The sequence below is a fragment of the Desulfitobacterium sp. LBE genome, from assembly GCF_007830365.1.
Taxonomy (GTDB): domain Bacteria; phylum Bacillota; class Desulfitobacteriia; order Desulfitobacteriales; family Desulfitobacteriaceae; genus Desulfitobacterium; species Desulfitobacterium hafniense.
Window position 1 is genome coordinate 2,174,542 of record NZ_VLKD01000001.1, and the last position, 24,454, is coordinate 2,198,995.

Below are 24,454 nucleotides of genomic sequence, written 5' to 3' on the forward strand. Positions count from 1 at the left end.
TTCTGTTTCTTTTTACTTTTATAACTATTTAACAAAAATAAATAAAAAGGCAACACACCCCCAGCTTTAATAGCCCTTCTCCCATAGACGCCGGTACTGACCTTCTTTTCTCATCAACTCTTCGTGTTTCCCCTGCTCAAGAATTCTTCCCTTCCCCAACACCAGTATTTCATCCATATCTTTAACAAGTTCAAGATGATGAGTAATCACGATGAGTGTCCTATTCTCTGCCAAAGCAAATAGTTCTTCTTTAAGCTCCCGTTCCGTAACCGGGTCCAGTCCACTGGTCGCTTCATCTAAAATAAGGATAGGCGCATCTTTTAGTAAGACGCGGGCGATGGCCAGACGCTGCTGCTGCCCACCGGAAAGCTTCATCCCCTCTTCACCGATTAAGCAATCATATCCTTGAGGAAGAGAAAGAACAAAATCATGAATTCTTGCTCTGCGGGCTGCTTCGTATAACTCTTCGTTAGTGGCTTCCGGCTTGGCCAATAAGAGATTTTCTTTGATTGTAGCATGAAAAAGATAGGGTTTTTGAGACACTATGCCCATGTTTTCCCGAACAACCTGGGGAGTTAATTCTTTGATGTTTACTCCCCCTAAGCGAATTTCCCCGGCAGCGGGTTCCCAAAATCGAACCAATAGATTAACTAGGGTGCTTTTCCCCGCTCCACTTTGACCCACGATACCAATCCGTCTGCCTCTTGAGATCTTAACCGAAATGTTATCCAATACCCAGGGGCCATCCGGCTCATAGCGAAAACGCACATTCTCGAAGGCAAGCTCAGGCTCAAGGCCAGGGGCATCCAGCCTGCCTTTCTCCTTCTCCAGATTACGGCCTTCATCGATTAGGTGCTTAAGGCGCCTTCCCGCCGCCTCATTTTCCTCCAAATACTGCTGGCCGGCGGGCAGGGTCGCTACAGCCTCGAAACTGCTCAGTACCCCCAAGGCCAACATACCCAATAGAACCCCGTCAATCTGTCCTCCCTCTACGAGAATTATTCCCAGAACCAGGACAGCCAGCATTCCCAAATGAGAGCTCATCCCCATCAGGGCATTTGCCGTTCCTGTTACTTTAGCCATTCTTCGCTCAGAGTGACTGAGTTCACTTTGGGCTTCTTGAATCCGCTGGAACACAGCTCCGGTCTGTCCAAAGGCCAGCATTTCCGGCATCCCCTGCAAGCTATCCAAAATAAAAGTATACATCCTGGCTTTGGCCTGGATTTTCATCTGACCGATACCCTTTCCTAAAGCCCGGACAAGCAAAGGCAGAGCAACACCTGCAGCCAGAAAAAATGCTGCCAGGATCATAGTAAATCCTTGATTAAAATAAGCAAGGAAACCTCCATAGCCGAGCAAAACCAGCACGGCCACAAGGGGGGGAGCCAGGACCCGCAAAAACAGGTTCTGCTGTACTTCCACATCTCCCACAGTGCGGCTGAGCAAATCCCCGCTGCGCAACTCTTTAAGCCGGGCAGGAGCTAATGGTTCAATACCCTTATAAACAATCATCCGCATACGGCTTAACACCCGAAAGGTGACATCATGGGAAACCAGGCGCTCAAAATAGCGGAAAACCGCCCGGGAAATCCCAAAGAAACGAACCCCCACAATCGTGATCATCAGATCCATAATCGGGGGCTGCAAGGCTGCCCGGGCCAGCAGATAGGAAGAAGTCGCCATCAAACCGATGTGGCTGGTAACGGTCAGGGCACTTAACAGCAAAGCCAAGCACACCCTGGGCCAGAGAGGAAGTATTTCTTTGATGATCCACCTCAGATTTTTCATTCCTCTTCCCTCCCATAGGTGCTTACGAAATGGGTATAGAGCCCTTGATTATTGAGTAAGGTCTGTGGAGAGCCCTCCTCAATAATCCTCCCCTTATCAAGTACCAGGATCCGATCCGCCTCAATCGTCGTCCTCATGCGATGGGTAGTAAAAATTACCGTCCTGTCCTGACAAAGGCCCTCCAAGGCTATCAGCAAATCCTTTTCATTTTCGTTATCCAAGCCGCTGGTCACTTCGTCCAGCAACAGCAGCGGCGCATCCTTAAGAAAGGCCCGGCTGATGGCTATGCGCTGCGCCTGCCCCCCGCTTAAACGGGCTCCTCCCTCACCCACAGGGGTATCATAGCCTTGGGGAAGTTCGCTGATAAACTCATGGGCCATGGCCAGTTGAGCAGCCTTTACCACATCTGCCCAAGCTGCCCCGGGGTTGCCGAAGCGAATATTCTCCATAACCGACCCGGCAAAGAGATAAGGTTTCTGGGGAACGTAAGAAATCATCCCCCGCCAAGCTGCCGCCGGGATCCTGGTTAATACCGTATCGTTAATCAGCACCTTTCCTTGTGTCGGTTCTACAAACCTAAGCAGAATCTGCAGAAGGGAGCTTTTTCCCGCGCCACTGGGTCCAATCAAAGCCACCCGTTCACCAAGGCGAAGGGTAAAGTTAATATCCTTTAAAACTCTTTCTCCCTCTTGCTCATAGCATAGGTCCACCTGTTTAAATATAAGCCAAGGCGCATCTTGCTCTCCCCTGAACAAATGACCGGGCTCCTCAGCCCCTCCTCCCAAGTCCACCCCATTCAACGCAGATTCCAGCTGGTTCTCTAGCTCAAGGACTTCGAAAATGCGCTGAGCAGCATTGCTCCCGGAGAGTCGTGCATGAAAAGACAAACCAAGAGTCCTTAAGGGCAAATAAAACTCCGGAGCTAAGATCAGAATGAAAAGCGCCTCAGCATAGGGAACCGTGCCATTAATCAAACGAAGGCCCAAGGTTACAGCAATGATTGCGGTGCTGATCATCCCCATAAACTCCAGGACAAAAGCCGATAAAAAAGCTACTTTCATGACGCTCATGGTATTCTTCCGAAAGGCCTCGCTGACCCGGCCGATCACTGTGGCCTGGTCCTTACTCCGCCCGAACAGCTTCAGGGTGGTTAAGCCTTGAAGCATATCAAGAAAATGGGCGCTCATACGGCTTAAGCTTTGCCATTGCCGTAAAGACTTTTTCTCAGCAAGTCTGCCAATCAAGATCATGAAGAAAGGAATGAGGGGGCCGGTTATGATTAAGACAAGAGCAGATTGCAAATCCTTAGGCAGGACAAAAGCTAACGTAAGCATTGGTACTAAAACAGCTAAAATGAGTTGGGGAACATAGCGGGCAAAATAATCATCCAAGGCTTCAATTCCCTCTACGGCTGTGTTGAGCAGTTCCCCTCCCCGCTCACCCCGGGCATACACAGGCCCCAGCGCCAGGATCTTGTGCAGAAACTGCACCCTTACCCTTTCCTTTACCCGGATGGCCGCCTCACGGGCAGTTACTTCACTGTAATACTGGAAAATCCCCCGTACGCCGATGACACCCAAAACGGCCAGAAGATATCCTTTCACCTGGCCAAAAGGTGCGTCTTCCAGAAAGACTTGAGCAATCACCTGGGAGAGCAGCCAGGCCTGAATAATCGCCAGCAAAGCTATTCCCAGGCCAAGGGCTATGGTTCCTAAAAGGTATCTTTTAACATGTTTGCTTTCCCGCATCAAACGCTTATCGAGCATAATTTAAAAAGGGGCAAGAATCCCTTGCCCCATCCCCCTAAAATCAAATATTCTATCCTTAGTTTACATGATTGATAACTTTTCAGCAATTATAATTGATTTCCTGCTTAATAATGAACATCCTTTGCTGTGACCCGTTTGCGGAATACCCAGTAGGTCCAGATCTGATAAGCCAGAACAATCGGTACCAAAGTCAAAGCGACTATCGTCATGATCTTTAAGGTGTAGGGGCTGGATGAAGCATTATAAATATTCAGGCTCCATTCAGGATTCAGGCTGGACACCATGACCCGCGGAAAAAGTCCTAAGAACACGGAGAGCACCAAAGATGCAATAGTCAGGCTGCTGGCTATAAATGCTTTGCCGGCGGCTTTCTTATAAGTAAACAGCACAGTCAGAATCATAGCTAGGGCACATACCAGAATTCCCAGGGTGGCAGGAGTGCTCAGGAAAAGATCGGTTTGGAAATAGGTCATAGCCGCAAGAAGGACAAGGACTATAAGAGCTGCAACGCTTACTGTTTTAGCTATGCCCCAAGCCCGCCGAACCATTTCACCTTCCGTTTTTAAGGTCAGATAGAGAGCGCCGTGTACCGTGAATAAAAGGAGAGTGGTGACTCCGCCAAGGAGGGTGTAGGGTGATAAGAGGTCAAAAAAGGTCCCCACATACTGCATCTCCCCATTGATAGGCACACCCCGCAAGATATTGGTAACTGCCACACCCCAGAGAATGGCACTAAGCAAGCTGCCGGCGAAAATTCCTCCATCCCAAGCGGAGCGCCAGCGCGGAGAGCGATCACTGCTGCGGAATTCAAAAGCTACGCCGCGAAGGATCAAAGCCACCAGAATAAAGAACAGGGCTAAATAGAAACCGCTGAAAAGAGTGGCATACCAGTTGGGAAACGCAGCAAAGATAGCACCACCCGCGGTAATCAGCCATACTTCATTGCCATCCCAAACCGGCCCGATGGTATTGATCACAATACGGCGCTCGGTATCGTTTTTGCCCATGAAGGGGAGAAGAATCCCTACCCCATAGTCAAAGCCTTCCAAGAAAAAGAAACCGATGAAGAGTACGGAAATCAGGATAAACCACAGAATATTTAAGTCCATAATGATGCCCCCTTCGCTACATCAGTTGAGGAATCTTCATCCTCAGCCTCAACAGGCCCTCGCTTGACGAACTTCAGAATGAGGTACACATCAACAATGGCTAAAACACCATAAAGCAGGGTAAAGCCAATCAGGCTGGTCCAGATATAGGCAGCGGGTACAGAAGTGGAAAGTCCATCCGCCGTCTTCTGCAGACCATAAACAATCCAGGGCTGACGGCCTTGTTCTGCCAGGAACCAACCCGTCAAGTTGGCTATATAGGGCAATGGAATCATCCAGGGAAGAAGCTTTAAGAACCACATCGTATTTTCGAAACGCTTCGTCTTATAGAGGAAAGCCCCCAGCAAGGCGATCAGGACCAATAAACTGCCGACCCCCACCATAATCCGGAAAGACCAGAACAAGGAGGTAACCGGGGGAATATAATTTCCCTCGCCGTACTTTTGGACAGCTTCTGCTTGTAATTCATTAATTCCCTTGACCTCAGCATCAAAGGTTCCATAGGACATAAAACTCAATACACCAGGAACTTTAATCTCAAAACTGTTGGTATTGTTTTCTTTATCGACAATAGCAAACACATTGAATCCGGCAGGGCTCTCCGTTTCCCAATGGGCCTCAGCGGCAGCCATCTTCATAGGTTGGGATTCAACCAAATGCATGCCTTGAGCATGGCCGATGCCCAGGACACCAAAAATACTAATGATGCCGAAAATCAAAGCAAATTTTGCCGACCGCATGAAAACATCCACATGCTTTTTCTTGGCGAGATGATAGGCACTGATCCCCAAGACAAAGAAGGCCCCCGTAGTAAATCCGCTCAGCACAGTGTGCGGGAATTGATAAAAAACGTGCTGATTGGTCACTACCGCCAAAAAATCCACCATTTCTGCACGGCCATTGCGCAGGACATAACCCACAGGCTCCTGCATAAAAGAATTGGCGATTAAAATCCATAAAGCCGATAGATTGCTGGCAATAGCTACCAGCCAGATGCTCATACAGTGGACTTTCTTGGATAATTTATCCCAACCAAAAATCCAAGCCCCTAAAAACGTCGATTCGATAAAAAACGCTAAAAGTGCTTCAATCGCCAAGGGTGCGCCAAAGATATCCCCCATGAACCGGGAATACTCAGACCAATTCATCCCAAATTGGAATTCCTGGACTAACCCTGTCACGACGCCCATGGCGAAGTTAATGAGAAAGAGCTTACCCCAGAACTTGGCCATTTTCTTATAGGTTTCATCCCCCGTCCTGACGTACCAAGTTTCCATGAGGGCAACGAGAACGGACAGCCCCAGAGTCAGCGGCACAAATAAAAAATGATAGGATGTTGTCACCGCAAACTGCAACCTGGATAAGATTAGTTCGGTCAACTTTATTTCCCCCTTACCTTTCTTAATTATCATATACTATGTATAAGAACCTATTTATATTTATTATAAGTCTAAAAAATAAATACGTCCAGAGTTTATGTGAATTTTTTAGTTATGAAATAGCTTCAGTGAAGGCGTTTTTATGGATTAAAAAAGGCTGATGCTTTAAGATCCCCCACATCAGCCTGCCTCAATTACACTATGTTTCAGTAGTTGCCCTGTACAGATCCACTTGGAAATCTTTTCAATCATCTTTATAATATCATAATTAACATAAGTTATCCAGCATCATAAAACCTGCCAATAATGAGTTCATACTTTCCTGATCTTTGATGGCCACCCTTATATAGTTTCCTTCCAGCCCCGCAAAGTTTCCGCAATCCCTGACCAGAATTCCCTGTTTCCCCAACTCCTGGATGAGGGTTTTTTTTCGTTTGCCGGCATCGTCCCGATCAGCATTTGAATCTTCAGCTTCTAAGACTTGAATCAGGGCAAAATTAACCTTACTGGAATATAGACGCAGGCCAGAATACTTCTTTCCCCTGTGCCCTTCAGCAAAACTCCGGTAAAATGACTCTTTGCTTTCTTGCAAGAGCTGCCTTACCCGTTTCCCATACTCTGCATCAGCCAAAGCAGCCAGCCCGGCTTCTTCCGCCAAGCTGTTAACAGCCCAAGGGTCCCGTTGATCCTGCAGACGGCCAAGTAGTTTGGCTGCCCCAAAAACTGCCCCCAGGCGCAGCCCCGGAATAGCATAGAATTTGGTTAAAGAATATAACACCAACAGATTGGGATACCTTCGTAAATACCCTTTGCCTGACCAGCGGCTCTCATCCTCCAGAAAGTCAACAAAAGATTCGTCTAAAACGACCCAAGTCTGATGTTTTAAGGCCAGGTTGAGAATCACTTCAAACTGCTGCTTCGACAGGGCACTGCCGGTAGGATTATGAGGAGAATTGATAAACACCAGCTCATTTTCGGCGAGGGCTTGCTCCCATTCTCTATGACTTTCTTCGTTCTGAAAAGAAAGCTCCCCCCACCCCTTTACGCCAAGGATAAGCTTATTTACCTCTGCGCCGCAGGCCAGGGCCGCCCGTTCATATTCACTAAAGGCCGGCTGGGGTATCAGCACTTTGCGGGGCCGGAGACCGTGGAGAATCAGAAAAATCAACTCACCGGCTCCATTGCCCAGAAGTATCTCTTCAGCGTTAAGAGCGTAATATTCTGCCATCTTCCCCCGGAGGCGCCGATAATTCGGATCAGGGTAATGGATTATATTGGCAACTCCTTTTTGAAGGGCTTCCCAAACTCCCTGAGGAGGGCCAAATGGATTAATATTAGCGGACAAATCAATAAAGTTCTGTCTCCCATACTGTGCCGAGGCGTCCAACAGATTTCCGCCATGCATTCATAACCCCTCCTTCAGTACCGCCATCATAAGTCTCCACCCACTCCACTATAACTGGCCGGAATTGAATACGGCTTTCTCTCTCGAGATTCTTTTTTTCAGTTGTGGATAAATCCGGGGGAAAAATTCCCGCCAGCAGGGTTCCGCTATGAGCTGTAATGACTCCCAGCCCTCCTTTGCCCAATGTCCAGGAGAGAAACTCCTCAAAAAAGGGTTTAGGGTTAATATCCTGGTTGCAACGGGCACTTATGGTGCCGGCTTGGGCGATTTTCCCTAAATCTCTTTGCGCCATCCCTTCGTAGAAAAGAGCCAGAGCGCTCTTGATCTTACGTTCATACTTGCGATAATGGCCCGGCAAATCTCTGCGGGCATTAAAGGCCAGAGTGTCTAAAAAGCCCCCTCCATCCAACATCAGCAGCTGAGCCGAAATCTTCGCTCCCAGGGATTTGATATAAGTGCCGTCTCCATGGGCTAATTCCGTAACTCCCGGAAACATGATCGGATCAGAAGGCTCTATGGCCAAGGCTAAACGCGCCTGTTCCTCAGACTGCCAAGGTATGGCCAAGGCCTGAGCTACCGCGCTGACCGCTGCCGTCATATCCGCAGTGGAGCTGGCCATGCCTTTGCCGATGAGCAATTGGGATTGCATATGAATCTTGCCTGTCAAAGGAGGCAGATTCTGCATCCTGGCAAAGCGCTCCAAGGCCTGGCGGGTCTTTTCTTTACCCTCGGGAAGTTGCCAAATCCAGTCCTTAAGCTCCTGCTGATGGCCGGAATTGTCCCTGGCGACGGATTCCGAGAAAAGAATTTCCGCCTTTGCCTCCACAAACCGGTTGATGGGACAACCAACTAAAAAAGGGGTGCCGTCTTTCGCTCCTTGAACCCATTCTCCACAGGTCCCGGGGCATTTTGCCCAACCTAATCCCTTCATCAGTATTCAATCCCCCTTCGGCTGCGTATCCCCGCTTGCAAAGGATGTTTAAGGGGATTAAGCTCCCACCAATGCTCCACAAAGGGAAGTAATTCCTCAGGCATATCCCGCCCGGTCAAAATCCAATCCAGGCCCTCGGGTTTCAGCCCGATCAGTTCCTGCAATATCCCCATTTCCAAAAATCCCTTATTCAGAGCATGACTCACTTCATCAAGAATAATAAGACCCCAATCTCCTTCTTCAATCTGTGTCCTGAGGAACTCGACTCCTTGTGCCACAAGGGGCAGAGCAACCTGTGGATCCCGGTTCTGGCGAAAACACTCCCCGCAGCCACTGCAATGCCTTAAGCCTGTTCGAATCATACCCGACCAACGGCAGCCTACACCAAATTGGATTAAGGGTATACCTAAACGCCCCATGGTATAAAGCTCACCCATATAGGTACTTCCTTTGAGGAATTGAACCATCAGAACTTTTATACCCTGTGACTGTGCCACCAGGGCCTCCCCCAGGGCTGAAGTGGTTTTCCCTTTTCCTTTGCCTGTATACACTCGAATCATGCCTATGCTCCTTGCCGTATATGCTCCGCCCAATGTTGTAAAAGCTCCGGTTGCCCTGCAAAGTTGATATGAAGATAGGAGGCCACGATATTATCCCGTGCATAGCCGTCCATCCTTAAGGATCTCTCACCTTTGACCAGTTCAAAAGCAGGAAAAGCTTCATCATCACAACTTAAATAGTTTACTTTTGAGTAATGAAATTCATGACCGTAGACCATATTTCCTGCCTTACTCAGAAAATTATCCCGGCGGAAGATTCCCTGGCGGTAGCCCATGCCCTGGAGCTTTGACGCCATCTCCGCCGCAATGGGAATCAGTCCGGCCATGGGGTAGGTTCTGCCTTCGAAATCCGTAACCTGGGTGCCCAGATACATATATCCCCCGCATTCTCCGTAGATGGGCTTCCCTGATCGGGAGAACTGCCGTAAGGATTCCAAAAAACTCTGGTTTTGGCTGAGCCGTTCTAAATGCAGCTCCGGGAATCCGCCGCCAAAAAAGAGTCCATCCAATCCAGCCGGCAGAGACGAATCATGAAGGGGGCTGAAAGGAACCAGAACAAATCCCAGGTTCTCTGCACAATCCAAAGCATCCTGATAGTAAAAGGAAAAGGCCTCATCCCTGGCCACTCCCAAGCGCAGGGGATGGTAATTGCGATTCCCCGCTGCTGCTTCACTTAAGCCTTCATGGAGAATCGGTTCTCCGCCCCATGAAGCGGTGCCCTTAGGGCAAGTTAGCTCAGCGACAGACTGCTTTTCCGGCGGAGCTTCCTGTATAACCCTTTGCTGCATAATCCTTTGGATCTGTTCCAGGTCAATGGTGCGGTTCACCACGCTGATCAGCTCATCAAAAAAACTCTCCTGAAAAGCTTGTTCCTGAGAAGGGACCAACCCCAGATGCCGTTCGGGCAGACGGATTCCCTCTTCTTTAGGCAGCACTCCCAAGATGGGGACTTGAATTTCACTAAGGGCTTCACGCAGCAAGCTTTCCTGAGCTGGAGATTTCACCCGATTGAGAATGACTCCGGCGATCTTGACCTCAGGGTCAAAGGTGCAAAAACCATGGACCACGGCCGCTGCACTGCGTGATAAATTGCCCGCATCCACGATCAGGACCACAGGGACATCCAGCAGTTTGGCAATATCCGCACTGCTTCCGTACCCTTTGGTTCCGGATACCCCATCGAAAAGTCCCATAACTCCTTCGATGACCGCCCAGCAATCCTGAGAAGTTCTTGCAAAAATCGGAATTAATTCTTCCCTGAGCATCCAGCGGTCTAAATTCCGGGAAGAACGGCCTGTAGCCAAAGTATGATAACTGGGATCGATATAGTCTGGACCAACTTTATAGGGCTGCACTGGCAGCCCTCTCTGAGCCAGGGCAGCCATAATCCCTGTGGCGATGGTCGTTTTGCCAACTCCACTATGTGTCCCAGCGATAAGAATACGGGGAGGCAGGGGATGAGGCATTGTCTTCACCTCTTTGTAAAAGATTTTGGGGTCGCCTAGTTGCATGTGAGCTGTGTTTAGGCTGTATTTGAGCTGTGTTTGCGAGTTTTTTCAGCGCAGGCGATCAGGCTGCAACACCAGTAATAGATAAGAGTTGTCCGGGTCGCGTAGCTTTACGCACAACGGACCTTCGGGCGTGATCTCCTGAAACCAACCTGCGCCGCTAAGTTTTCCTCTGTGGCGTTGCGGCTTGGGCGAAACCATTCACCGGATGGTTTCGTCACCGGAAGGTTTCTTGATCGGAGACTCACGTACTCTATAGCTCCGGAGCTGGTTCACTCGCTTTCTTAACAGCATCTGCGGCGGATAAGTATTCTTTGGGGAGTGCCGCCTTGAGCGAAACTGTCCACTGGACAGTTTCGTCGCCAAACCCCGCTGCTCTCTGCATGTGGCCGCTCCTGCACGTCCATGTGCCCGCGGCATCAGGACCTCCATGTCCAAGCAACCAGTGGCTCCGCTAGTTAAGAAAGCCTCGTTCACCAGACCGCTCCTCCGCTAAAGGCCGTTCCCTTTTGTACGTAAAGCTACGCTTTTGGGTCTCTTTCAGCACTTCTTTGGGTCTCTTGCGAGTCTTTTCTGGAGCATGTCTTGAGATATATCATGGGCCATCCCCAGCGCCCTTTCCCAAGGTAGCCAACCATGCCACAAGCGGTGCCGGCAAGGCTAAAAAGGTTGCTTGAGCTGGGCCATCTGCCCCACATCGCCGCGTTCAAACCCGAAAAGCAGCCCAAGGATTCTTACTTTACGATAGGAAGCGAATTTAAGCGAGCGGAAACAAAACTTCGCGAAAAGCACACTGCGGAGTCGGGTTGGAAACAGGACGTTTCCAACCGGCCATTGAGCAGGAGCGATTTGGCCGGCGTCCCGACGGAGCGGCGAGCTTTTTGCGGTAGTTTTGTCCGCGCAGCTTATTGAGCGACCGGTGTAAAGGAAGAATCCTGGAGACTCCTCAAAGTGGCCCGCTCACCTAATACTATTGACCCAAACGATACCCCCAAGAATCAGCGCAAAACTGATCCACGTCCCCAACCGGACTAACTTCCGGCACCGCTCAATATCACGCCAGGTCAGCTCATGGAGAGGATCACCCATTTCAGCCCGGTGATGAACCTGACCATGATAGATGTTCTTCCCTCCCAGCTGGATCTCCAGCAACCCTGCGACGACACTCTCCGGGTTACCGCCATTGGGGCTGGGATGGGTTTTGGCATCCCTGCGCCAGATGGTCAGGGCATGGCCTACCGGCAGTTTATAAAACCAGCCGGCCAGCAGCAGAATGCCCACTGAGAGACGGGCCGGCAGATAATTCGCCCAGTCATCGGTCCGGGCGGCAAACCAGCCAAAATCTTCATAACGCTCATTGCGATAGCCGATCATGGAGTCCAGAGTGCTTACAGCCTTAAAAGCCATCGCCAAGGGTGCGCCGCCAATCAGCATATAAAATAGGGGGGAAAGGATTCCGTCCACAAAATTCTCCGCTAAGGTCTCCACCGTACCCCGCACTATTTCCCCTTCCGGCAATTGAGCAGTATCGCGGCTGACAAACCAGCCCAATTTATGGCGGGCTTCATCAAGGTTTCCTTCTCTTAATGGGGTGAGCACCAGATTTCCGGCCTCCAGAAGGGATTTGCCGGCCAAGGTTGAACCAAGGAGAAGCACTTCAATGATAAGGCCCAAAGCGGCGGAGATTTCTTGGGCTCCCTCAATGACACCCGCTGTCAAGGCATAGCTTCCGATCACCAGGGCCAAGGTGAGCAGAGCGCCCTTGAGACGGCGGAGTTGGGGGCTCCCCTGGTTAAAACGCTTATCATACCAAGCGATAGCCTTTCCCATGTAGATCACAGGATGAGGCCATTTGGGCGGATCACCCACGGCTTGATCCCATAGAAATCCCAGACCAAAAGCCAGGGGATGAAGCATCAATATCATGAACATCATCCTTTGTGCAGACCCATCATGGCACGGATTTTTTCCATATCCATACTATTTCTTACCCAGTCCGCCAGTTCATTAAAAGATTGCTCACGAATTGCTGCCTGGGACATGGTCTCGCCCACCGGGCGTGTTCCTCCTCTTCTCTCCCAAAGCCATTCCAGGAGTGCGGTCCGCAAGGGATCATTATCAAAGATCCCATGGAGGTAAGTTCCTACAGCACTGCCGGCCGACATACCATCCCCATAGGCCGTTTCCTGGGCTTCGATCTCAAAAAGAGAATGACCTTCTCCCTGGGAACGTCCCATATGAATCTCATAACCGGTGATCTCGGTCCCCTGACAGCGTGCCAGGAACAATTCCTCGCCCACGACCTTGCCACGGCTTTGCACCGTATGTTTATCCAACTCAAACTCGGTCTCCATAGGAAGAATACTCAACCCCGCGATTTCCTTCAAGTCGGATTCCGTACCCAAAGGATCCCGGACGATTCGTCCCAGCATTTGATAGCCGCCACAAATGCCAATAATGGGGACATCTTCTTGCCAGAACTTAATGATTTTCTCACCTAGGCCGCTCTCCCATAAAAATCGCAGATCGGATAAGGTATTTTTACTTCCGGGGATAATAACACAATCCGGCTGCCCCAACTCGGCAGATTCTCTGACATAGCGGAGAATGACATCGGGCTCATCTTCAAAAGGATCAAAATCCGTGAAATTGGATAAATAGGGTAAGCGGATGACCGCCACATCCAAGGCTTCATCCCGGCTCTTCCCTTGATCCCGTTTGCTTGTCTTCTGTTCTTCGAGAACCACGGAATCTTCTTCCGGGATTTTGAATTGATCATAGAAGGGTACGACTCCCACCACAGGAATTCCGGTTCGCTCTTCGAGAAAATCCAGGGCGGGCTGCAAAAGCTTAATATCCCCACGGAATTTGTTCATCACAATTCCCTGAACCAATTGGCGCTCTTCGGGCTCAAGGAGTTCAAGGGTACCGACCACGGAAGCCAGGGCTCCCCCACGGTCAATATCCGCCACCAGAAGCACCGGGGCCTGGGCTTCCTTAGCCACGCGCATATTGACAATATCATTTTGCTTGAGATTTACTTCGGCGGGGCTCCCGGCTCCTTCAATGACCACAATCTCATGTTCCTCAAGAAGTTCATGGAGAGCTTCTTCCACAATAGGCCAGGTTTTTCTCTGATAATCGCCGTGATATTTAAGGGCAGAAAGAGTCCCCTGGGCTTTGCCCAGAACAATCACCTGGGAGCCCGTATGCCCCGTGGGCTTCAGCAGAACAGGATTCATCCGCACATCAGGCTCCAACCCTGCAGCCTGAGCCTGTACCACCTGAGCTCTGCCCATTTCTCCTCCGGAGCGGGTGATAAAGGAATTTAAAGCCATGTTTTGCGCTTTAAAGGGTGCTACATGATACCCTTCCTGATAAAATATCCGGCAAAAAGCCGCCGCTAAGACACTTTTTCCGACATTGGAAGAAGTTCCTTGGATCATCAGCCGGGCTGCTGCTTTTTTTTCACTCATTCTCTCACCTCATTTTTAGATCTCCCGGTTTACAGCGAGATAGATTAAGGCGTTGACACAAGTTGCCGCTAAGGGGCTTCCCCCCCGATTTCCCAGGATTGTAATGGAAGGCAGTTCCTGATGCTCATCCCAAAGCAAATCCTTGGATTCCCTGGCTCCTACAAAGCCAACCGGTATGCCGACCACCAAGGCCGGCCGGGTCTCGGGATCCTGAGCTAGCTCCAGCACTTCCAACAAAGCGGTGGGAGCATTGCCAATAGCCACAATAGCTCCTTTCAGGCGCTCCTTGTTCAAACGCAGAGCCGCCATGGAGCGGGTAATCCCCCATTCAGCAGCCTGATCCGCAACCCGGGGATCACTGAGAAAACATTCCGCAACGCCGCCTAACTGGGCTAATTGCTTCTTAGCAATTCCCGCTCTGACCATTTCCACATCGGTAATCACCGGAGCCCCTTGCTGGAGAGCCTTAAGCCCGGCCTCAATCCCCTGAGGATGAATGCGGATCACTGATTCCAGGGTAGGGTCCCCACTGGTATGGATGCAGCGCTCCACGACTTTTAACTCCTGCTCAGTCCATTCCTGCTGCAAGTATCCGTGAATAATCCGCATGCTCTCCCGCTCAATTTCCAGCGGGTCGGTTATAAATCCCTTCATGCCCCCAAGGCCTCCTTGATTCTTAGGCTTGCCAACTGAGCAATGACATCATCCGCACCCAGTTCATTGGCGAATATGATCTCTACATCAGGATATTGTTCCTTGATCTCACGAATCTCCTCATGGATATCCACGGTAACATGCATGCCCCGAAATAAAAAGAGGGGCATAATGATAATCTTCTTGGCACCTTCTTGAATTTTTTCCAGGACTCCATCGGGTAAACTGGGTTTGTCATGATCCATAAAGACCGGAATTACCTCTTCCCCCAGGATCTTGCTGACTTTATGAGCTACCTCAATCAACCCTTGATTAGCCTCCTGGCGGCGGCTCCCATGACCTAAAAGTAAAAATTCAGTTTTCAAAATGCTTCTCCACCTTTCTCATAAACTTTTCAATCGTCGCTGTATTTTCTTCTGCCGCCATCCCCGGTAGGGCTTCCTGGGGCCGTTTCAACACAATAATGGGAATGCCCAACTGCAGACAGGCCTGAACTTTCTCATCCGTACCGCCGACGGTACCGCTGTCCTTGGTGATCACCACATCGATGTTCAGCTGATCCCAAAGGCCTTCATTGAATCTTTGACTAAACGGCCCCTGCATGGCAATAATCTGGTAAGGCTTCAACCCCGCCTCTTCACATTGGCTGAGAACCTGGGAGGTGGGAAGCACCCGGACATATAACTCGCAATTCTTTAATTCCGGGCTCTCCATCCAGTCCCGGAGGTTTTTGCTTCCGGTACTGAGAAAGACCCGTTTACCCTGTTGGGCCGCCAATCGGGCAGACTCCTCAATAGTGGAAGCAAAATAAAGGAGGGGGTGAACAAGGTAAGCTCCCGAAGGACGCTCCCAGCGGAAATAGGGCAGATTGCATTCACCGGCCACATGCCGGGCTAAATTCCGGATATTCTGAGCATAAGGGTGGGTGGCATCAATCAGGCCATGCATTGCCTTTTCCTGCAGAATCTTCATCAGGGAGTCTTGATCCAGAGCACCCGAACAGGTGCTAAGACCCTGACGTTCAGCCAGTTCAGCCCCGTATTCCGTTAAGGTTGAAACCAGGACCTCATGACCCCGTTCTTGCAGGGCCAAGGCTAATTCCCTGCCATCCTCGGTTCCCGCCAGGACAAATAATCTCATAGAATATATCCCCTGGGGGTCACCATATAAGGACCGATGACACGGGTATGAGAGTTGCCGATGACGACCGTAGTCAACATGTCAATGGGGGATTGGGTAAACTCTGCCAGAGTGGTGATGATCACTTGCGACTCCCCACGCAGCGCTTCTCTGACAATTCCCACAGGGGTTTGGGGATCACGATAGTCAAGTACAGCCTGACGAACCCATTCAATCTGATCCTGACGGCCTTTGCTCTTAGGATTATAAATGGCCATCACAAAATCCCCTTCAGCGGCCAGCTTGACCCGTTTTTGGATAACCTCCCAGGGCGTGAGCAGATCACTGAGACTAATGACCGCAAAATCGTGCATCAAAGGTGCTCCCAGCAGGGATGAGGCAGCATTGGCCGCACTTACTCCCGGGATAATCTCCAGAGAAATATCCAGAGCATCTTTTTCTTCCAGACATTCGATCAGAATCCCCGCCATGCCATAGACTCCTGCATCGCCACTGCTGACCAGGGCGATAGACTGGCCCTCCAAAGCGATCTCCACGACTTCGCGGCAACGATCAATCTCCTGGCGCATACCGGTAGCCACCACTTTTTTATCGGCCAGCCAGGGGCGGATCAAATCAATATAGGTCTTATACCCGGCAACCACATCCACTTCATTCCATACCGACTGAGCCCGTTGGGTCATATGCTCCGCATCCCCGGGACCAATCCCTACCACATAGATTTTGCCTTGCTGATGGCCACCGTGACCCCGTTCCATTTCTGCTTGGGAAGAACCAACTCTCCCTGACTCGTTCCCAGTAAGCTCGCTGCTTCGCATACACCATCCACTCCAATCTTCTCTTTGACATATTCCGATGGCCTTAACCCTCGTTGCTCATTCATATTCTGGATTGCTTGGGCTGAAAAAGTATGAAAAGGTATACCCAAAGTTTGGGCTGCCTCGATAATTCCCGCTTCATCTGCTTTTAGTTCAATGCTGTATAGCCCCCGAATACTTTTTGGGGATATCCCTACTTGCCTGAGACTTCCCGCAATGGCTTCCATCACCTGCTCCCGGCTAACTCCCCGGCGGCACCCTATTCCGATACCGAAAATCCTCGGCAGCAAATGCAGGGGTCTGCTTTTTCCCTGGAGCTGCCCGGGCCCAGGCACCTCATGCCCAAACACCTCATTTCCAGACACCTGTTTCGCTGTAATCCATAGCTGGGCATGTTCTTGATCATCATCCTCAAGAAAATGGTAATGAGGATCTTGACGCAGAGGGTGTTCCTCGGGCAGACAATCGGTCCAGACCTTGAGATACCCCTGCTCCAGCAGCAAAGAATTGACTTCCTTCAGACCTGATAAAGGTTCCACAGACCAGCCAAAACGCCGGGCATACTCATCAGGTGCAGTCAGCCCCTGAACATCTGTGGCCGTGGTGATCACCGGTCGAGCATTGATCCACTGGGCTACGGATTTCGCCCAGGCATTGGCTCCTCCTAAATGGCCGGATAAGAGGGAGATGACAAACTCGCCTTTTTCATCCAGCACCAATACGGCCGGATCCCGATCTTTCCCCTGCAGAAAAGGGGCAATATGACGAACGACAATCCCCGCAGCCATGATAAAAATCAGGAGGGAGGAACTTTCCCATAGTTTAGGCAGAACGTCATTCAGCTTGTCAAAATAATGAGGGCGGAGGCCAAAGGGCGCTTCTTTCACTTCTTCCCTTTCCTGAACATGCTCCTGGCCCTCAAGACGCCGGTGCAGATAGAGGGAGACCGGCTCCTCTTCCGACCACTTTCCGATGATCCGGCAGGCTGTCTGTAAGCCTTGATCCCTCAGCACCACAATGGCTGTTTTCATGTAGAACGTCCTTGCCGGTATTCATGAGTAAATTCCGGGTCATACAGCTTAGAGCGGGTTCCTTGATCCCGGAGAAAGTCTCCCACAAGAATTTGGGCATGTTTGCGGATTCCTGCCTCTTTTACCTGATCGGCAATGGTTTCCAAAGTACCCTCCAGGATGTGCTGATCCGGCCAGCTGGCCCGATACACAACAGCCACAGGTGTATGGGGAGGATATCCTTTCCTTAGGGTCGCCACCACTTCCCCTATATCCTGCACACTGAGAAAAATAGCCATGCTGGCTTGATGTTGAGCCAGTAATGCCAAATCTTCCTTTTCCGGCACCGGGGTTCTTCCCGCCAACCGGGTAAGAATCAGGGTCTGGCTGACCTCCGGCAGAGTAAACTCCTTTTTTACCGCAGCGGCGGCGGCAAACACCGAGCTCACTCCCGGAATCACCCCGTAAGCAATACCCTTTTCTTCCAGGCATTGCATCTGTTCCTGGATAGCTCCATAGACACTGGGATCGCCGGTATGCAGGCGAACGACCTTCTCCCCTCTTTGGACCCCTTCCACCATGATGGCGACAGTCTCTTCCAAGGTTAACCCGGCACTATCAAATAAGGCTATGCCCTCCCGGCAATGCTTCAGTATATCCGGATTGACCAAGGAACCTGCATAAATAACCCGCTGGGCTTCTTCAAGAGCCTTTTTGCCTTTTAAAGTGATTAAATCCGGATCCCCGGGACCCGCTCCCACAAAGAGAACCTGACCCAAGTCAGGATTAATATTCTCAGCCAAGCTTTTCACTCCTGTCTTTATCACTTGTATAATCTAGAGATTCGTTCGGGTTGTGTAGCTTTACATTCTGGTCGTGTAGCTTATAAGTCTTTTCAGCACTTCTTTGAGACTTTTGCAAGTCTTTTCAGAGGGTCATCTCCGTGTCCTTCCCTGCGACCTTCTCTTGAGCCTTTCCCAAAATCTAACCGACCATGCCGCCTCAAGCGGCGTCGGTAAAGACGGAAAAAGCGCTCAACTCAGGCAACTTATCCAAAGCCCCCCCCCCCACATTTCCCACAAAGCCCTGCTCAAACCTGAAAAGCAACCCAAGGATTTTGATTTACAAAAGAGAGCGAATTTAAGCGAGCGGAAACAAAACTTCGCGAAAAGACTGCAATCGGGTAGGAGGCTAACCATTATTTGGTCAGCCGACCTCCCACAGCACCGTACGTACCGTTCGGTATACGGCGCTTCCAAAGTTTACACCTTACTTCGCAGAGTAACATCCCGTGAAACTGAGGTATCCAGCTTGTTCGAATCGTTTGTTGGGTAAGGCAGTCCTCAGTATTGGACTATGAGCTGTTCGCCAATATCCTTTTCTTGTGTTTGCCCACATCCATGCTTTTTCTTTGCTTATGCCTGCTTTCTTCAAGTAGTCATAGCGGCTTCGAATTCGCTTCCACTGTTTCCAGGCTACCATTCGTACCCGGCTTCTCATCCATTCGTCTATCTCTTTCAGCTGACTCTTTGCGTCTGCCAGCTTAAAGTAATTCGTCCATCCTCTTACCACTTGGTTCAGTTTGGTTTTCCTTTCTTCGTTTCCCATCCCGTTACTTCGTCCTGTCACTTCCCGGATTTTGTCCTTGAGTTTTCTGATGCTTTGGGGATGGATTCTCAGTCGGCCTTCTCCTCGATAAATGTAAAAGCTATATCCAAGGTATTTCACATAGTTGACATGCGAGACCTTGCTTTTCTCTCGGTTGACCTTTAGAAATAATTTCTTCTCGATGTAAGGCACGATATGCTCCATCGTTCGTTGGGTCGCTTTTCTGCTTCTGCAGAAGATCATGAGGTCATCTGCATACCTTACGAAGCGGTGGCCTCGTTTTTCCAGTTCATGGTCGCACTCATTCAACATGATGTTTCCCAGCAGTGGGCTTAAGGGGCCCCCTTGGGGCACTCCCTCTGGACTTTCTTCGAACATTCCATCGACCATAATTCCCGCTCTGAGGAATTTGTGGATGAGCGATATGACCCGCCCATCTTTGATACTCTCCGATAGGATTTGGATGAGCTTGCTTTGGTTGACGGTGTCGAAGTATTTCTCCAAGTCCATATCCACTACGTATTTGTACCCTGCTGTGATATGGCTTTGACACTTCTTCAGCGCATCATGAGCACTCCGGTTGGGCCGGAAGCCGAAACTACTCTCTGAGAATTGTTTTTCGAAGATAGGGCTCAGAACTTGGGCTATAGCCTGTTGGATAAGCCGGTCGACTACAGTGGGGATTCCTAGTTTTCTGGTCGTTCCGTTTTCTTTGGGTATTTCCACCCTTCTTACGGGGCTTGGACGATACGTTCCTTCTCGTAGACTCTCTAGGAGTTCCTCCTTGTGGTCTCTCAGGTAGGGTAGAAGTTCCTTCACCTGCATGCCGTCGATTCCACCGGCTCCTTTGTTCTTCTTCACCTGCCGGTAGGCTTGGTTTAGATTTTCGAAGCTCAGAATTTGCTCCAGTAGTTCTTCGTTCTGCTCGTTGGTGTTGGTGTTGTCGGTTTCCGTCATCTTCAGTGGCACCCACGCCTCTGCATACTCTCTCTGTTCCGCAGATGTCCTTTGCAGCTCGCCTCCGTTTCGAAGTTGTCTGTGGTTTAATTCGCCACCTTCAGTAACTTTCATTGACCCCACACCTCCTTTGGTTCAGCCCTTCCTTCGGTGTCTTTTCACCTCTGTACTATGGCTTCTGCTGACTCCTCACGATAAATCTTGTTTCAACCGGGCTTCTTTCTCTGCTTCTGCCCGTCCGTGAGGCCTCCCACGGTAAGATGATTCACTTTCATTCCATCTACCCGCACCATTTACGCTGACGTGTCCGTGTAGCTTTTGGGCTTCGACTTGTCGCGCAGTCTCACCCCACGTTTCGCGCCTGATGCTGTTTGTGTTCCTCAGGCCGGAACTTTGCCGCTGGCTTCCTTCAGATTCCATCTCGCGATGGACACCCTTGCCTTAAGCTAATGGTTGGTCGCTACATTACCCCATAGCGGACTTTCACCGCCAAGTTAATCATCATGCGTGGCGCACGCGGAGTCGGGTTGGAAACAGGACGTTTCCAACCAGCCATTGAGCAGGAGCGATTTGGCTGGGCCGAAACCCGGACGAGGGTTTCACCCAAGCCGCCACGCCGCTGAGAATAACTTGGCGGCGCAGGTCCGACGGAGCGGAGGGCTTGAGCGTTAGTTTTGTCCGCGCAGCTTATGGAGCGAACGGTGTAAATTAAAATCCTGGAGACCTGCCTTCAAAGGGGACTCTTGCTCAGGACTGAGGCTTCCTGCAAAGCACAAGACTCAAATAGTCCACTTTCTCCAGCACTTCCTCCGGATCAAGCAAACGAATCTCTTCCCCCGCCTGACCTACCCGGGTAGCTAAAACCGCCTGTGACCCGGTCCTTTGGACATGATTCAGTACCTCCGGCAGATTCCGCGATACTTTCATTAAGACGAGATTAGGGTAGTGCTCATACTCCTCTAAACCTTCAATCCCCGGCAAAACAATCAGAGGCTCATCACCTGTGGCTAAAGGCCAATTTACCCGGGCAGCGGCAGCCGCCATAGCCGTGATCCCTGGGATGGTCTCTATTTGGTCCGGCTCAAGCCGCTCTCTTAGAATGGTCAGTAAATAACTATAGGTACTGTATAAGGAAGGATCACCTAAGGTAAGGAAGGCAACAGAATGCCCTTGACTGAGCTCCGCCTCAATCTTCTCCGCTGCACTCTGCCAAGCAGCCTGGAGTATGCTTTCGTCGGCGGTCATCGGCATTTCCAGCTCTAAAATGCTGACTCCGGAGGGGCAGTGTGACTGGGCAATCTCCCAGGCAACACTTTCCCGCTCCATCTTGGATTTGGGTATGGCGACAACTTGAATAGCTTGTAATATTTCCACGGCTTTCAGGGTAATGAGCTTAGGGTCCCCCGGTCCTACACCCACCCCATAGAATTTGGCCTTTTCCCCGATCAGGGTGGTTACTGTGTTTTTGTCTTCGTTCCTATCCTTCTTCACTTTGTTCCTCCTTAGTTCCTCGTCTTGCAGCCAGTTTGCAGTTCTGCAGTGCCGCTCCCTTGCCAGGGTTCTTGGCTCCTGTGTTTGAGCGGAGACCTTAGCTTCCTTTCCTTCCTGAGAGTATAAATACAGGATTTTGGGCCTGGGCAAGATGAATATCCTTAATGCCCTTCCAGCGTACAGCTTGGATCGAAACCACATCAACATCCTCGTATTGCAAGCTTTTCAGGGCCTCCATACCATGAGCCAATGTCTCTAAAGTTACGGCAGTCACCACTGCCCGTCCCCCAGGTACCAGAGGGGCTTGGTGTAAAATCTCCCGAATCTGTCCATGGCTTCCGCCAATAATGCAGACATCCACAGGAGGGATTTCCTGCAGAGCCAGCGGTGCGGAGCCACGAATCAAGCGCAGGTTGCTTACCCGGAATTTCTCCTGATTCTTCAGGATCAGCTCTTGTGCCTCCGGATTTTCCTCCACCGCATAAACGCAGCCGCGATGAGCCAGAAGAGCAGCTTCAATGCTTATACTTCCCGTCCCGGCTCCCACATCCAAGACCCGGCTCGCGGGGATAATTCCCGCCTTAGCCAGAACTTGAACGCGAATCTCCGTCTTGGTCATGGGGACATCACCGCGTATAAACTCCTCATCCTTGATGCCAAAGCTCCTGGGCAGGGAGAGGACAGATTGTTCCGGCTTATGCTCCGCTTCTTCCGGATAGAGGATCATCACCGCATTGGCGAAATCTTCTTCTGAATTCATGAGCTGATCAGCATCTGTATTCAGCCAACGCTCTTCCGCATAGGTTAAGGCGTTGCCAAGTGAAATCCGCGGATTGCAGCCATAGGTGTGATAATACTCAGCGATCTTCCGGGGTGAGTTTTCACCGCCAGTAAGAACTCCCACTGGCCGGCTGAGATGTAAAGGCAAGCAGTTCAGCGGACGGCCATGGACACTAAGCAGCTCTGCATCCTGCCAGGGTATCTCTGCCCGGGCAAAGGCCAGCTGAATGGAGCTGAGGCCCGGCAATACTTGAATTTCTTCTTGAGGAAACTCCCTTTTCAGCCAAGGAAGCAGACTATAGAAACCTGGATCACCGGAAACCAGGACACTGGCTTTTTTGCCCTGCTGCAATACTTTCTGCAAGGTTTGCCGAGTTTCCGCCAGATTTCCAGTGACCCGGTATGACTCTCCTTGGAAATCCGGGAACAGCTCCAGGGCTCGTATCCCTCCTACCAAAACATCACTCTGAGCGACCATTGCTTCAACAGCCTGGGGAACCCATGCTCTCGTACCAGGGCCTATCCCCACTATTTGAATCATCCCATCACCTTCCCCTCGATTAAGCTCAATAAAAAAGCAAGCTAAACAAAAAAGAGCCCTGAGCGGCTCTTTGGTTCTTCCCTTCGGTATTTCCGAAATCGTCACTACATCATCCATCGCTCGTGGACGTAGCGCAATGTTCAAGGCAGGTCTCCTGGCTTCCAGTCTTTATGCCTCTTCCCTTCCCAGGCTCATCCCAGTGGGCCTTAAGAGACACTCGTGGTTCACAGTGGCGGGACCGCGCCGGATTTTCACCGGCTTCCCTTTTCTTCCTCTAAAGAGGAACCTTGAATACTATTCGGTTGTTAAGACAACTTAATTCGAATTACTAAACTATTCTCTATTTTCGCCAAAATTCCTCCTCCACCGGCGGCCAATGCCAAAATTCTTTGCCGATCTCCATAGCCGGATCGTCCCAGGCGATGATCTCTCCGTTAAGCAAAGTAAAGGCAGTTCCCACCTGAAGTTCCCCATGCACATGGTCTTGAGCCCGGTGGCTTGCCCTTTCAGCCAGTTTAAATAAAAGGCTCCCCCAGCCCTTGCTGCGAATTTCCTCGGCAGCACCTTCAACTGTCGGCAACTCCGCGATGGTCTGCAAGGAATTTTGATCCATACCAGCCAGGGCGGCATGGGCCACCAGGATCTCCATCCGGGCATCGGCAACATGAGTATGAGTATGGAATATTCCCCCGGCCACTTTAATGAGTTTGCCAATATGACCTAAGAGAAGCACCTTTTCGATCTTGCGATAAGCAGCCTCTTCCAGTAAAAAGCCCACAAAATTACTCATCTGAATAATGGCTTCCTCAGGGACCATGAGCTGCTCCCTGGCTACCTTAAAGCCATAATTGCCAGGAGTCAGAACAATGGCTTTGTGTCCATAAGCGACGGCTTGATCCAATTCAGGCAGGATCGAATTCTTAAAGGCTTCTTCCGACATCGGCCGGACGATACCCGTTGTACCTAAGATCGATACCCCTCCCATAATTCCCAGGCGGGGATTCAAGGTCTTTAGAGCAAGCCGTTCCCCTTCAGGCACTTCGATCACCACCAGGATTTCTTCCTGGGGAAATACCTCCCGTACCGCGGCCTGAATCATGGACCGGGGAACAGGATTGATAGCGCTTTCCCCCGGAGGAATCTGCAGACCCTTTTTGGTGACAACTCCGATGCCCCGCCCGCCGCGAATAAGGATTTCTCCTCTTTGAGAAAGGAGCTGCACCCTGGCGACCACTTCCAAACCATGGGTGACATCGGGATCATCTCCCGCATTTTTGATAATGCTTACCCAAGCAACATCTTCCGCCCTGTCCCATCTATGTACAGGCAATTGAAGCCGTTCGCCCTGAGGCAGCGGGATATCCACCTCTGTTCCCTGATGCAGTCCTTTCAGCAAAAGGCAGGCAGCTTTTGCTGCCCCTGCTGCACAACTGCCCGTAGTAAAGCCCGTTTTCCATGAATGCCTGTCCTTCGTCTTTTTCCTCATATCAGCCGCCCCACCCATTATCGTATTTAACTATAATGCTATCA

General features: G+C 50.6%; 21 protein-coding genes, 1 pseudogene and 1 riboswitch. Of the genes and pseudogenes, 1 reads left to right on the forward strand and 21 read right to left on the reverse strand.

Annotated features, from left to right (window positions below):
- Positions 1 to 66: 66 nt before the first annotated feature.
- The 18 genes from cydC to ltrA form a co-directional block, all read right to left on the reverse strand.
- Entirely contained in the window at positions 67 to 1,788 is a 1,722-nt protein-coding gene (gene cydC / locus DESLBE_RS10290) for a thiol reductant ABC exporter subunit CydC (protein WP_144676621.1), read from the reverse strand.
- A complete protein-coding gene (gene cydD / locus DESLBE_RS10295; RefSeq protein WP_144676623.1) occupies positions 1,785 to 3,554 on the reverse strand; it encodes a thiol reductant ABC exporter subunit CydD in 1,770 nt (589 codons plus the stop codon). The genes cydC and cydD overlap by 4 nt, the downstream gene beginning before the upstream one ends.
- Before the next feature lie 107 nt (positions 3,555 to 3,661).
- Positions 3,662 to 4,666 carry a cytochrome d ubiquinol oxidase subunit II gene (gene cydB, locus DESLBE_RS10300; protein WP_144676625.1) on the reverse strand — a complete coding sequence of 335 codons (1,005 nt, stop codon included), beginning with the start codon at positions 4,664 to 4,666 and terminating at the stop codon, positions 3,662 to 3,664.
- Entirely contained in the window at positions 4,657 to 6,045 is a 1,389-nt protein-coding gene (locus DESLBE_RS10305) for a cytochrome ubiquinol oxidase subunit I (RefSeq protein WP_144676627.1), read from the reverse strand. Before DESLBE_RS10305 ends, cydB begins: the two co-directional genes overlap by 10 nt.
- A 268-nt stretch (positions 6,046 to 6,313) precedes the next feature.
- Positions 6,314 to 7,450: a threonine-phosphate decarboxylase gene (locus tag DESLBE_RS10310; RefSeq protein ID WP_144676629.1), complete on the reverse strand. Its 1,137-nt coding sequence runs from the start codon at positions 7,448 to 7,450 to the stop codon at positions 6,314 to 6,316.
- Positions 7,392 to 8,381: a GHMP kinase gene (locus DESLBE_RS10315; RefSeq protein WP_144676631.1), complete on the reverse strand. Its 990-nt coding sequence runs from the start codon at positions 8,379 to 8,381 to the stop codon at positions 7,392 to 7,394. The genes DESLBE_RS10310 and DESLBE_RS10315 overlap by 59 nt, the downstream gene beginning before the upstream one ends.
- The gene (locus DESLBE_RS10320) at positions 8,381 to 8,941 is read right to left on the reverse strand and encodes a cob(I)yrinic acid a,c-diamide adenosyltransferase (RefSeq protein ID WP_144676633.1); all 561 of its coding nucleotides are present in this window, start codon (positions 8,939 to 8,941) and stop codon (positions 8,381 to 8,383) included. The genes DESLBE_RS10315 and DESLBE_RS10320 overlap by 1 nt, the downstream gene beginning before the upstream one ends.
- Positions 8,942 to 8,943: 2 nt before the next feature.
- Complete coding sequence (locus tag DESLBE_RS10325; protein ID WP_144676635.1) at positions 8,944 to 10,407, reverse strand: cobyrinate a,c-diamide synthase; 1,464 nt, start codon at positions 10,405 to 10,407, stop codon at positions 8,944 to 8,946.
- A 295-nt stretch (positions 10,408 to 10,702) separates the two neighbouring features.
- Positions 10,703 to 10,834: a hypothetical protein gene (locus DESLBE_RS27290; protein ID WP_282432839.1), complete on the reverse strand. Its 132-nt coding sequence runs from the start codon at positions 10,832 to 10,834 to the stop codon at positions 10,703 to 10,705.
- A gap of 575 nt (positions 10,835 to 11,409) precedes the next feature.
- Positions 11,410 to 12,375 carry an adenosylcobinamide-phosphate synthase CbiB gene (cbiB, locus tag DESLBE_RS10330; protein WP_058490862.1) on the reverse strand — a complete coding sequence of 322 codons (966 nt, stop codon included), beginning with the start codon at positions 12,373 to 12,375 and terminating at the stop codon, positions 11,410 to 11,412.
- A gap of 5 nt (positions 12,376 to 12,380) precedes the next feature.
- Positions 12,381 to 13,925: a cobyric acid synthase gene (locus DESLBE_RS10335; protein WP_144676637.1), complete on the reverse strand. Its 1,545-nt coding sequence runs from the start codon at positions 13,923 to 13,925 to the stop codon at positions 12,381 to 12,383.
- Positions 13,926 to 13,940: 15 nt separating this feature from the next.
- Complete coding sequence (locus DESLBE_RS10340) at positions 13,941 to 14,579, reverse strand: precorrin-8X methylmutase (protein ID WP_005812307.1); 639 nt, start codon at positions 14,577 to 14,579, stop codon at positions 13,941 to 13,943.
- Positions 14,576 to 14,944, reverse strand: a complete 369-nt coding sequence (locus DESLBE_RS10345) for a CbiX/SirB N-terminal domain-containing protein (protein WP_144676639.1) — start codon at positions 14,942 to 14,944, stop codon at positions 14,576 to 14,578. The genes DESLBE_RS10340 and DESLBE_RS10345 overlap by 4 nt, the downstream gene beginning before the upstream one ends.
- The gene (gene cobK, locus DESLBE_RS10350; RefSeq protein WP_144676641.1) at positions 14,934 to 15,719 is read right to left on the reverse strand and encodes a precorrin-6A reductase; all 786 of its coding nucleotides are present in this window, start codon (positions 15,717 to 15,719) and stop codon (positions 14,934 to 14,936) included. The genes DESLBE_RS10345 and cobK overlap by 11 nt, the downstream gene beginning before the upstream one ends.
- On the reverse strand, positions 15,716 to 16,402 hold the full coding sequence (gene cobJ, locus DESLBE_RS10355; RefSeq protein ID WP_026184126.1) for a precorrin-3B C(17)-methyltransferase: 687 nt from the start codon (positions 16,400 to 16,402) through the stop codon (positions 15,716 to 15,718). The genes cobK and cobJ overlap by 4 nt, the downstream gene beginning before the upstream one ends.
- A 26-nt stretch (positions 16,403 to 16,428) precedes the next feature.
- Positions 16,429 to 17,568 carry a cobalt-precorrin 5A hydrolase gene (locus tag DESLBE_RS10360; protein WP_144676643.1) on the reverse strand — a complete coding sequence of 380 codons (1,140 nt, stop codon included), beginning with the start codon at positions 17,566 to 17,568 and terminating at the stop codon, positions 16,429 to 16,431.
- Positions 17,565 to 18,350 (reverse strand): precorrin-4 C(11)-methyltransferase, encoded by a 786-nt coding sequence (gene cobM / locus DESLBE_RS10365; RefSeq protein WP_144676646.1) that lies wholly within the window; start codon positions 18,348 to 18,350, stop codon positions 17,565 to 17,567. The genes DESLBE_RS10360 and cobM overlap by 4 nt, the downstream gene beginning before the upstream one ends.
- Before the next feature lie 466 nt (positions 18,351 to 18,816).
- Positions 18,817 to 20,226 (reverse strand): group II intron reverse transcriptase/maturase, encoded by a 1,410-nt coding sequence (ltrA, locus tag DESLBE_RS10370; protein ID WP_144676648.1) that lies wholly within the window; start codon positions 20,224 to 20,226, stop codon positions 18,817 to 18,819.
- 413 nt (positions 20,227 to 20,639) lie between these two features.
- On the opposite strand from ltrA, the pseudogene DESLBE_RS27430 reads away from it, so the two are divergent.
- Positions 20,640 to 20,824: pseudogene (locus tag DESLBE_RS27430) on the forward strand (hypothetical protein).
- 35 nt (positions 20,825 to 20,859) lie between these two features.
- On the opposite strand, the gene cobI reads toward DESLBE_RS27430, so the two are convergent.
- The 3 genes from cobI to cbiD all read right to left on the reverse strand — a co-directional run bounded on the left by cobI (position 20,860) and on the right by cbiD (position 24,428).
- Entirely contained in the window at positions 20,860 to 21,603 is a 744-nt protein-coding gene (gene cobI, locus DESLBE_RS10385) for a precorrin-2 C(20)-methyltransferase (protein WP_144676650.1), read from the reverse strand.
- Positions 21,604 to 21,700: 97 nt separating this feature from the next.
- On the reverse strand, positions 21,701 to 23,041 hold the full coding sequence (gene cbiE / locus DESLBE_RS10390) for a precorrin-6y C5,15-methyltransferase (decarboxylating) subunit CbiE (protein ID WP_172625526.1): 1,341 nt from the start codon (positions 23,039 to 23,041) through the stop codon (positions 21,701 to 21,703).
- A gap of 9 nt (positions 23,042 to 23,050) precedes the next feature.
- Positions 23,051 to 23,229, reverse strand: a riboswitch (cobalamin riboswitch).
- Between the two features lie 35 nt (positions 23,230 to 23,264).
- Positions 23,265 to 24,428: a cobalt-precorrin-5B (C(1))-methyltransferase CbiD gene (cbiD, locus tag DESLBE_RS10395; RefSeq protein ID WP_005812293.1), complete on the reverse strand. Its 1,164-nt coding sequence runs from the start codon at positions 24,426 to 24,428 to the stop codon at positions 23,265 to 23,267.
- Positions 24,429 to 24,454 lie beyond the last annotated feature (26 nt).

Excerpts from the sequence above, each read along its gene's own strand:
- DESLBE_RS10360 (WP_144676643.1), bottom strand. The coding sequence starts at position 17,568 with ATGAAAACAGCCATTGTGGTGCTGAGGGATCAAGGCTTACAGACAGCC.
- cydD (WP_144676623.1), bottom strand. The coding sequence starts at position 3,554 with ATGCTCGATAAGCGTTTGATGCGGGAAAGCAAACATGTTAAAAGATAC.
- DESLBE_RS10325 (WP_144676635.1), bottom strand. The coding sequence starts at position 10,407 with ATGCCTCATCCCCTGCCTCCCCGTATTCTTATCGCTGGGACACATAGT.
- cydB (WP_144676625.1), bottom strand. The coding sequence starts at position 4,666 with ATGGACTTAAATATTCTGTGGTTTATCCTGATTTCCGTACTCTTCATC.
- DESLBE_RS10310 (WP_144676629.1), bottom strand. The coding sequence starts at position 7,450 with ATGCATGGCGGAAATCTGTTGGACGCCTCGGCACAGTATGGGAGACAG.
- ltrA (WP_144676648.1), bottom strand. The coding sequence starts at position 20,226 with ATGAAAGTTACTGAAGGTGGCGAATTAAACCACAGACAACTTCGAAAC.
- DESLBE_RS27290 (WP_282432839.1), bottom strand. The coding sequence starts at position 10,834 with ATGCAGAGAGCAGCGGGGTTTGGCGACGAAACTGTCCAGTGGACAGTT.
- cobK (WP_144676641.1), bottom strand. The coding sequence starts at position 15,719 with ATGAGATTATTTGTCCTGGCGGGAACCGAGGATGGCAGGGAATTAGCC.
- DESLBE_RS10320 (WP_144676633.1), bottom strand. The coding sequence starts at position 8,941 with ATGATTCGAGTGTATACAGGCAAAGGAAAAGGGAAAACCACTTCAGCC.
- cydC (WP_144676621.1), bottom strand. The coding sequence starts at position 1,788 with ATGAAAAATCTGAGGTGGATCATCAAAGAAATACTTCCTCTCTGGCCC.
- cbiE (WP_172625526.1), bottom strand. The coding sequence starts at position 23,041 with ATGGATGATGTAGTGACGATTTCGGAAATACCGAAGGGAAGAACCAAA.
- DESLBE_RS10340 (WP_005812307.1), bottom strand. The coding sequence starts at position 14,579 with ATGAAGGGATTTATAACCGACCCGCTGGAAATTGAGCGGGAGAGCATG.
- cbiD (WP_005812293.1), bottom strand. The coding sequence starts at position 24,428 with ATGGGTGGGGCGGCTGATATGAGGAAAAAGACGAAGGACAGGCATTCA.
- DESLBE_RS10335 (WP_144676637.1), bottom strand. The coding sequence starts at position 13,925 with ATGAGTGAAAAAAAAGCAGCAGCCCGGCTGATGATCCAAGGAACTTCT.
- DESLBE_RS10315 (WP_144676631.1), bottom strand. The coding sequence starts at position 8,381 with ATGAAGGGATTAGGTTGGGCAAAATGCCCCGGGACCTGTGGAGAATGG.
- cobJ (WP_026184126.1), bottom strand. The coding sequence starts at position 16,402 with ATGACCCAACGGGCTCAGTCGGTATGGAATGAAGTGGATGTGGTTGCC.
- cbiB (WP_058490862.1), bottom strand. The coding sequence starts at position 12,375 with ATGATATTGATGCTTCATCCCCTGGCTTTTGGTCTGGGATTTCTATGG.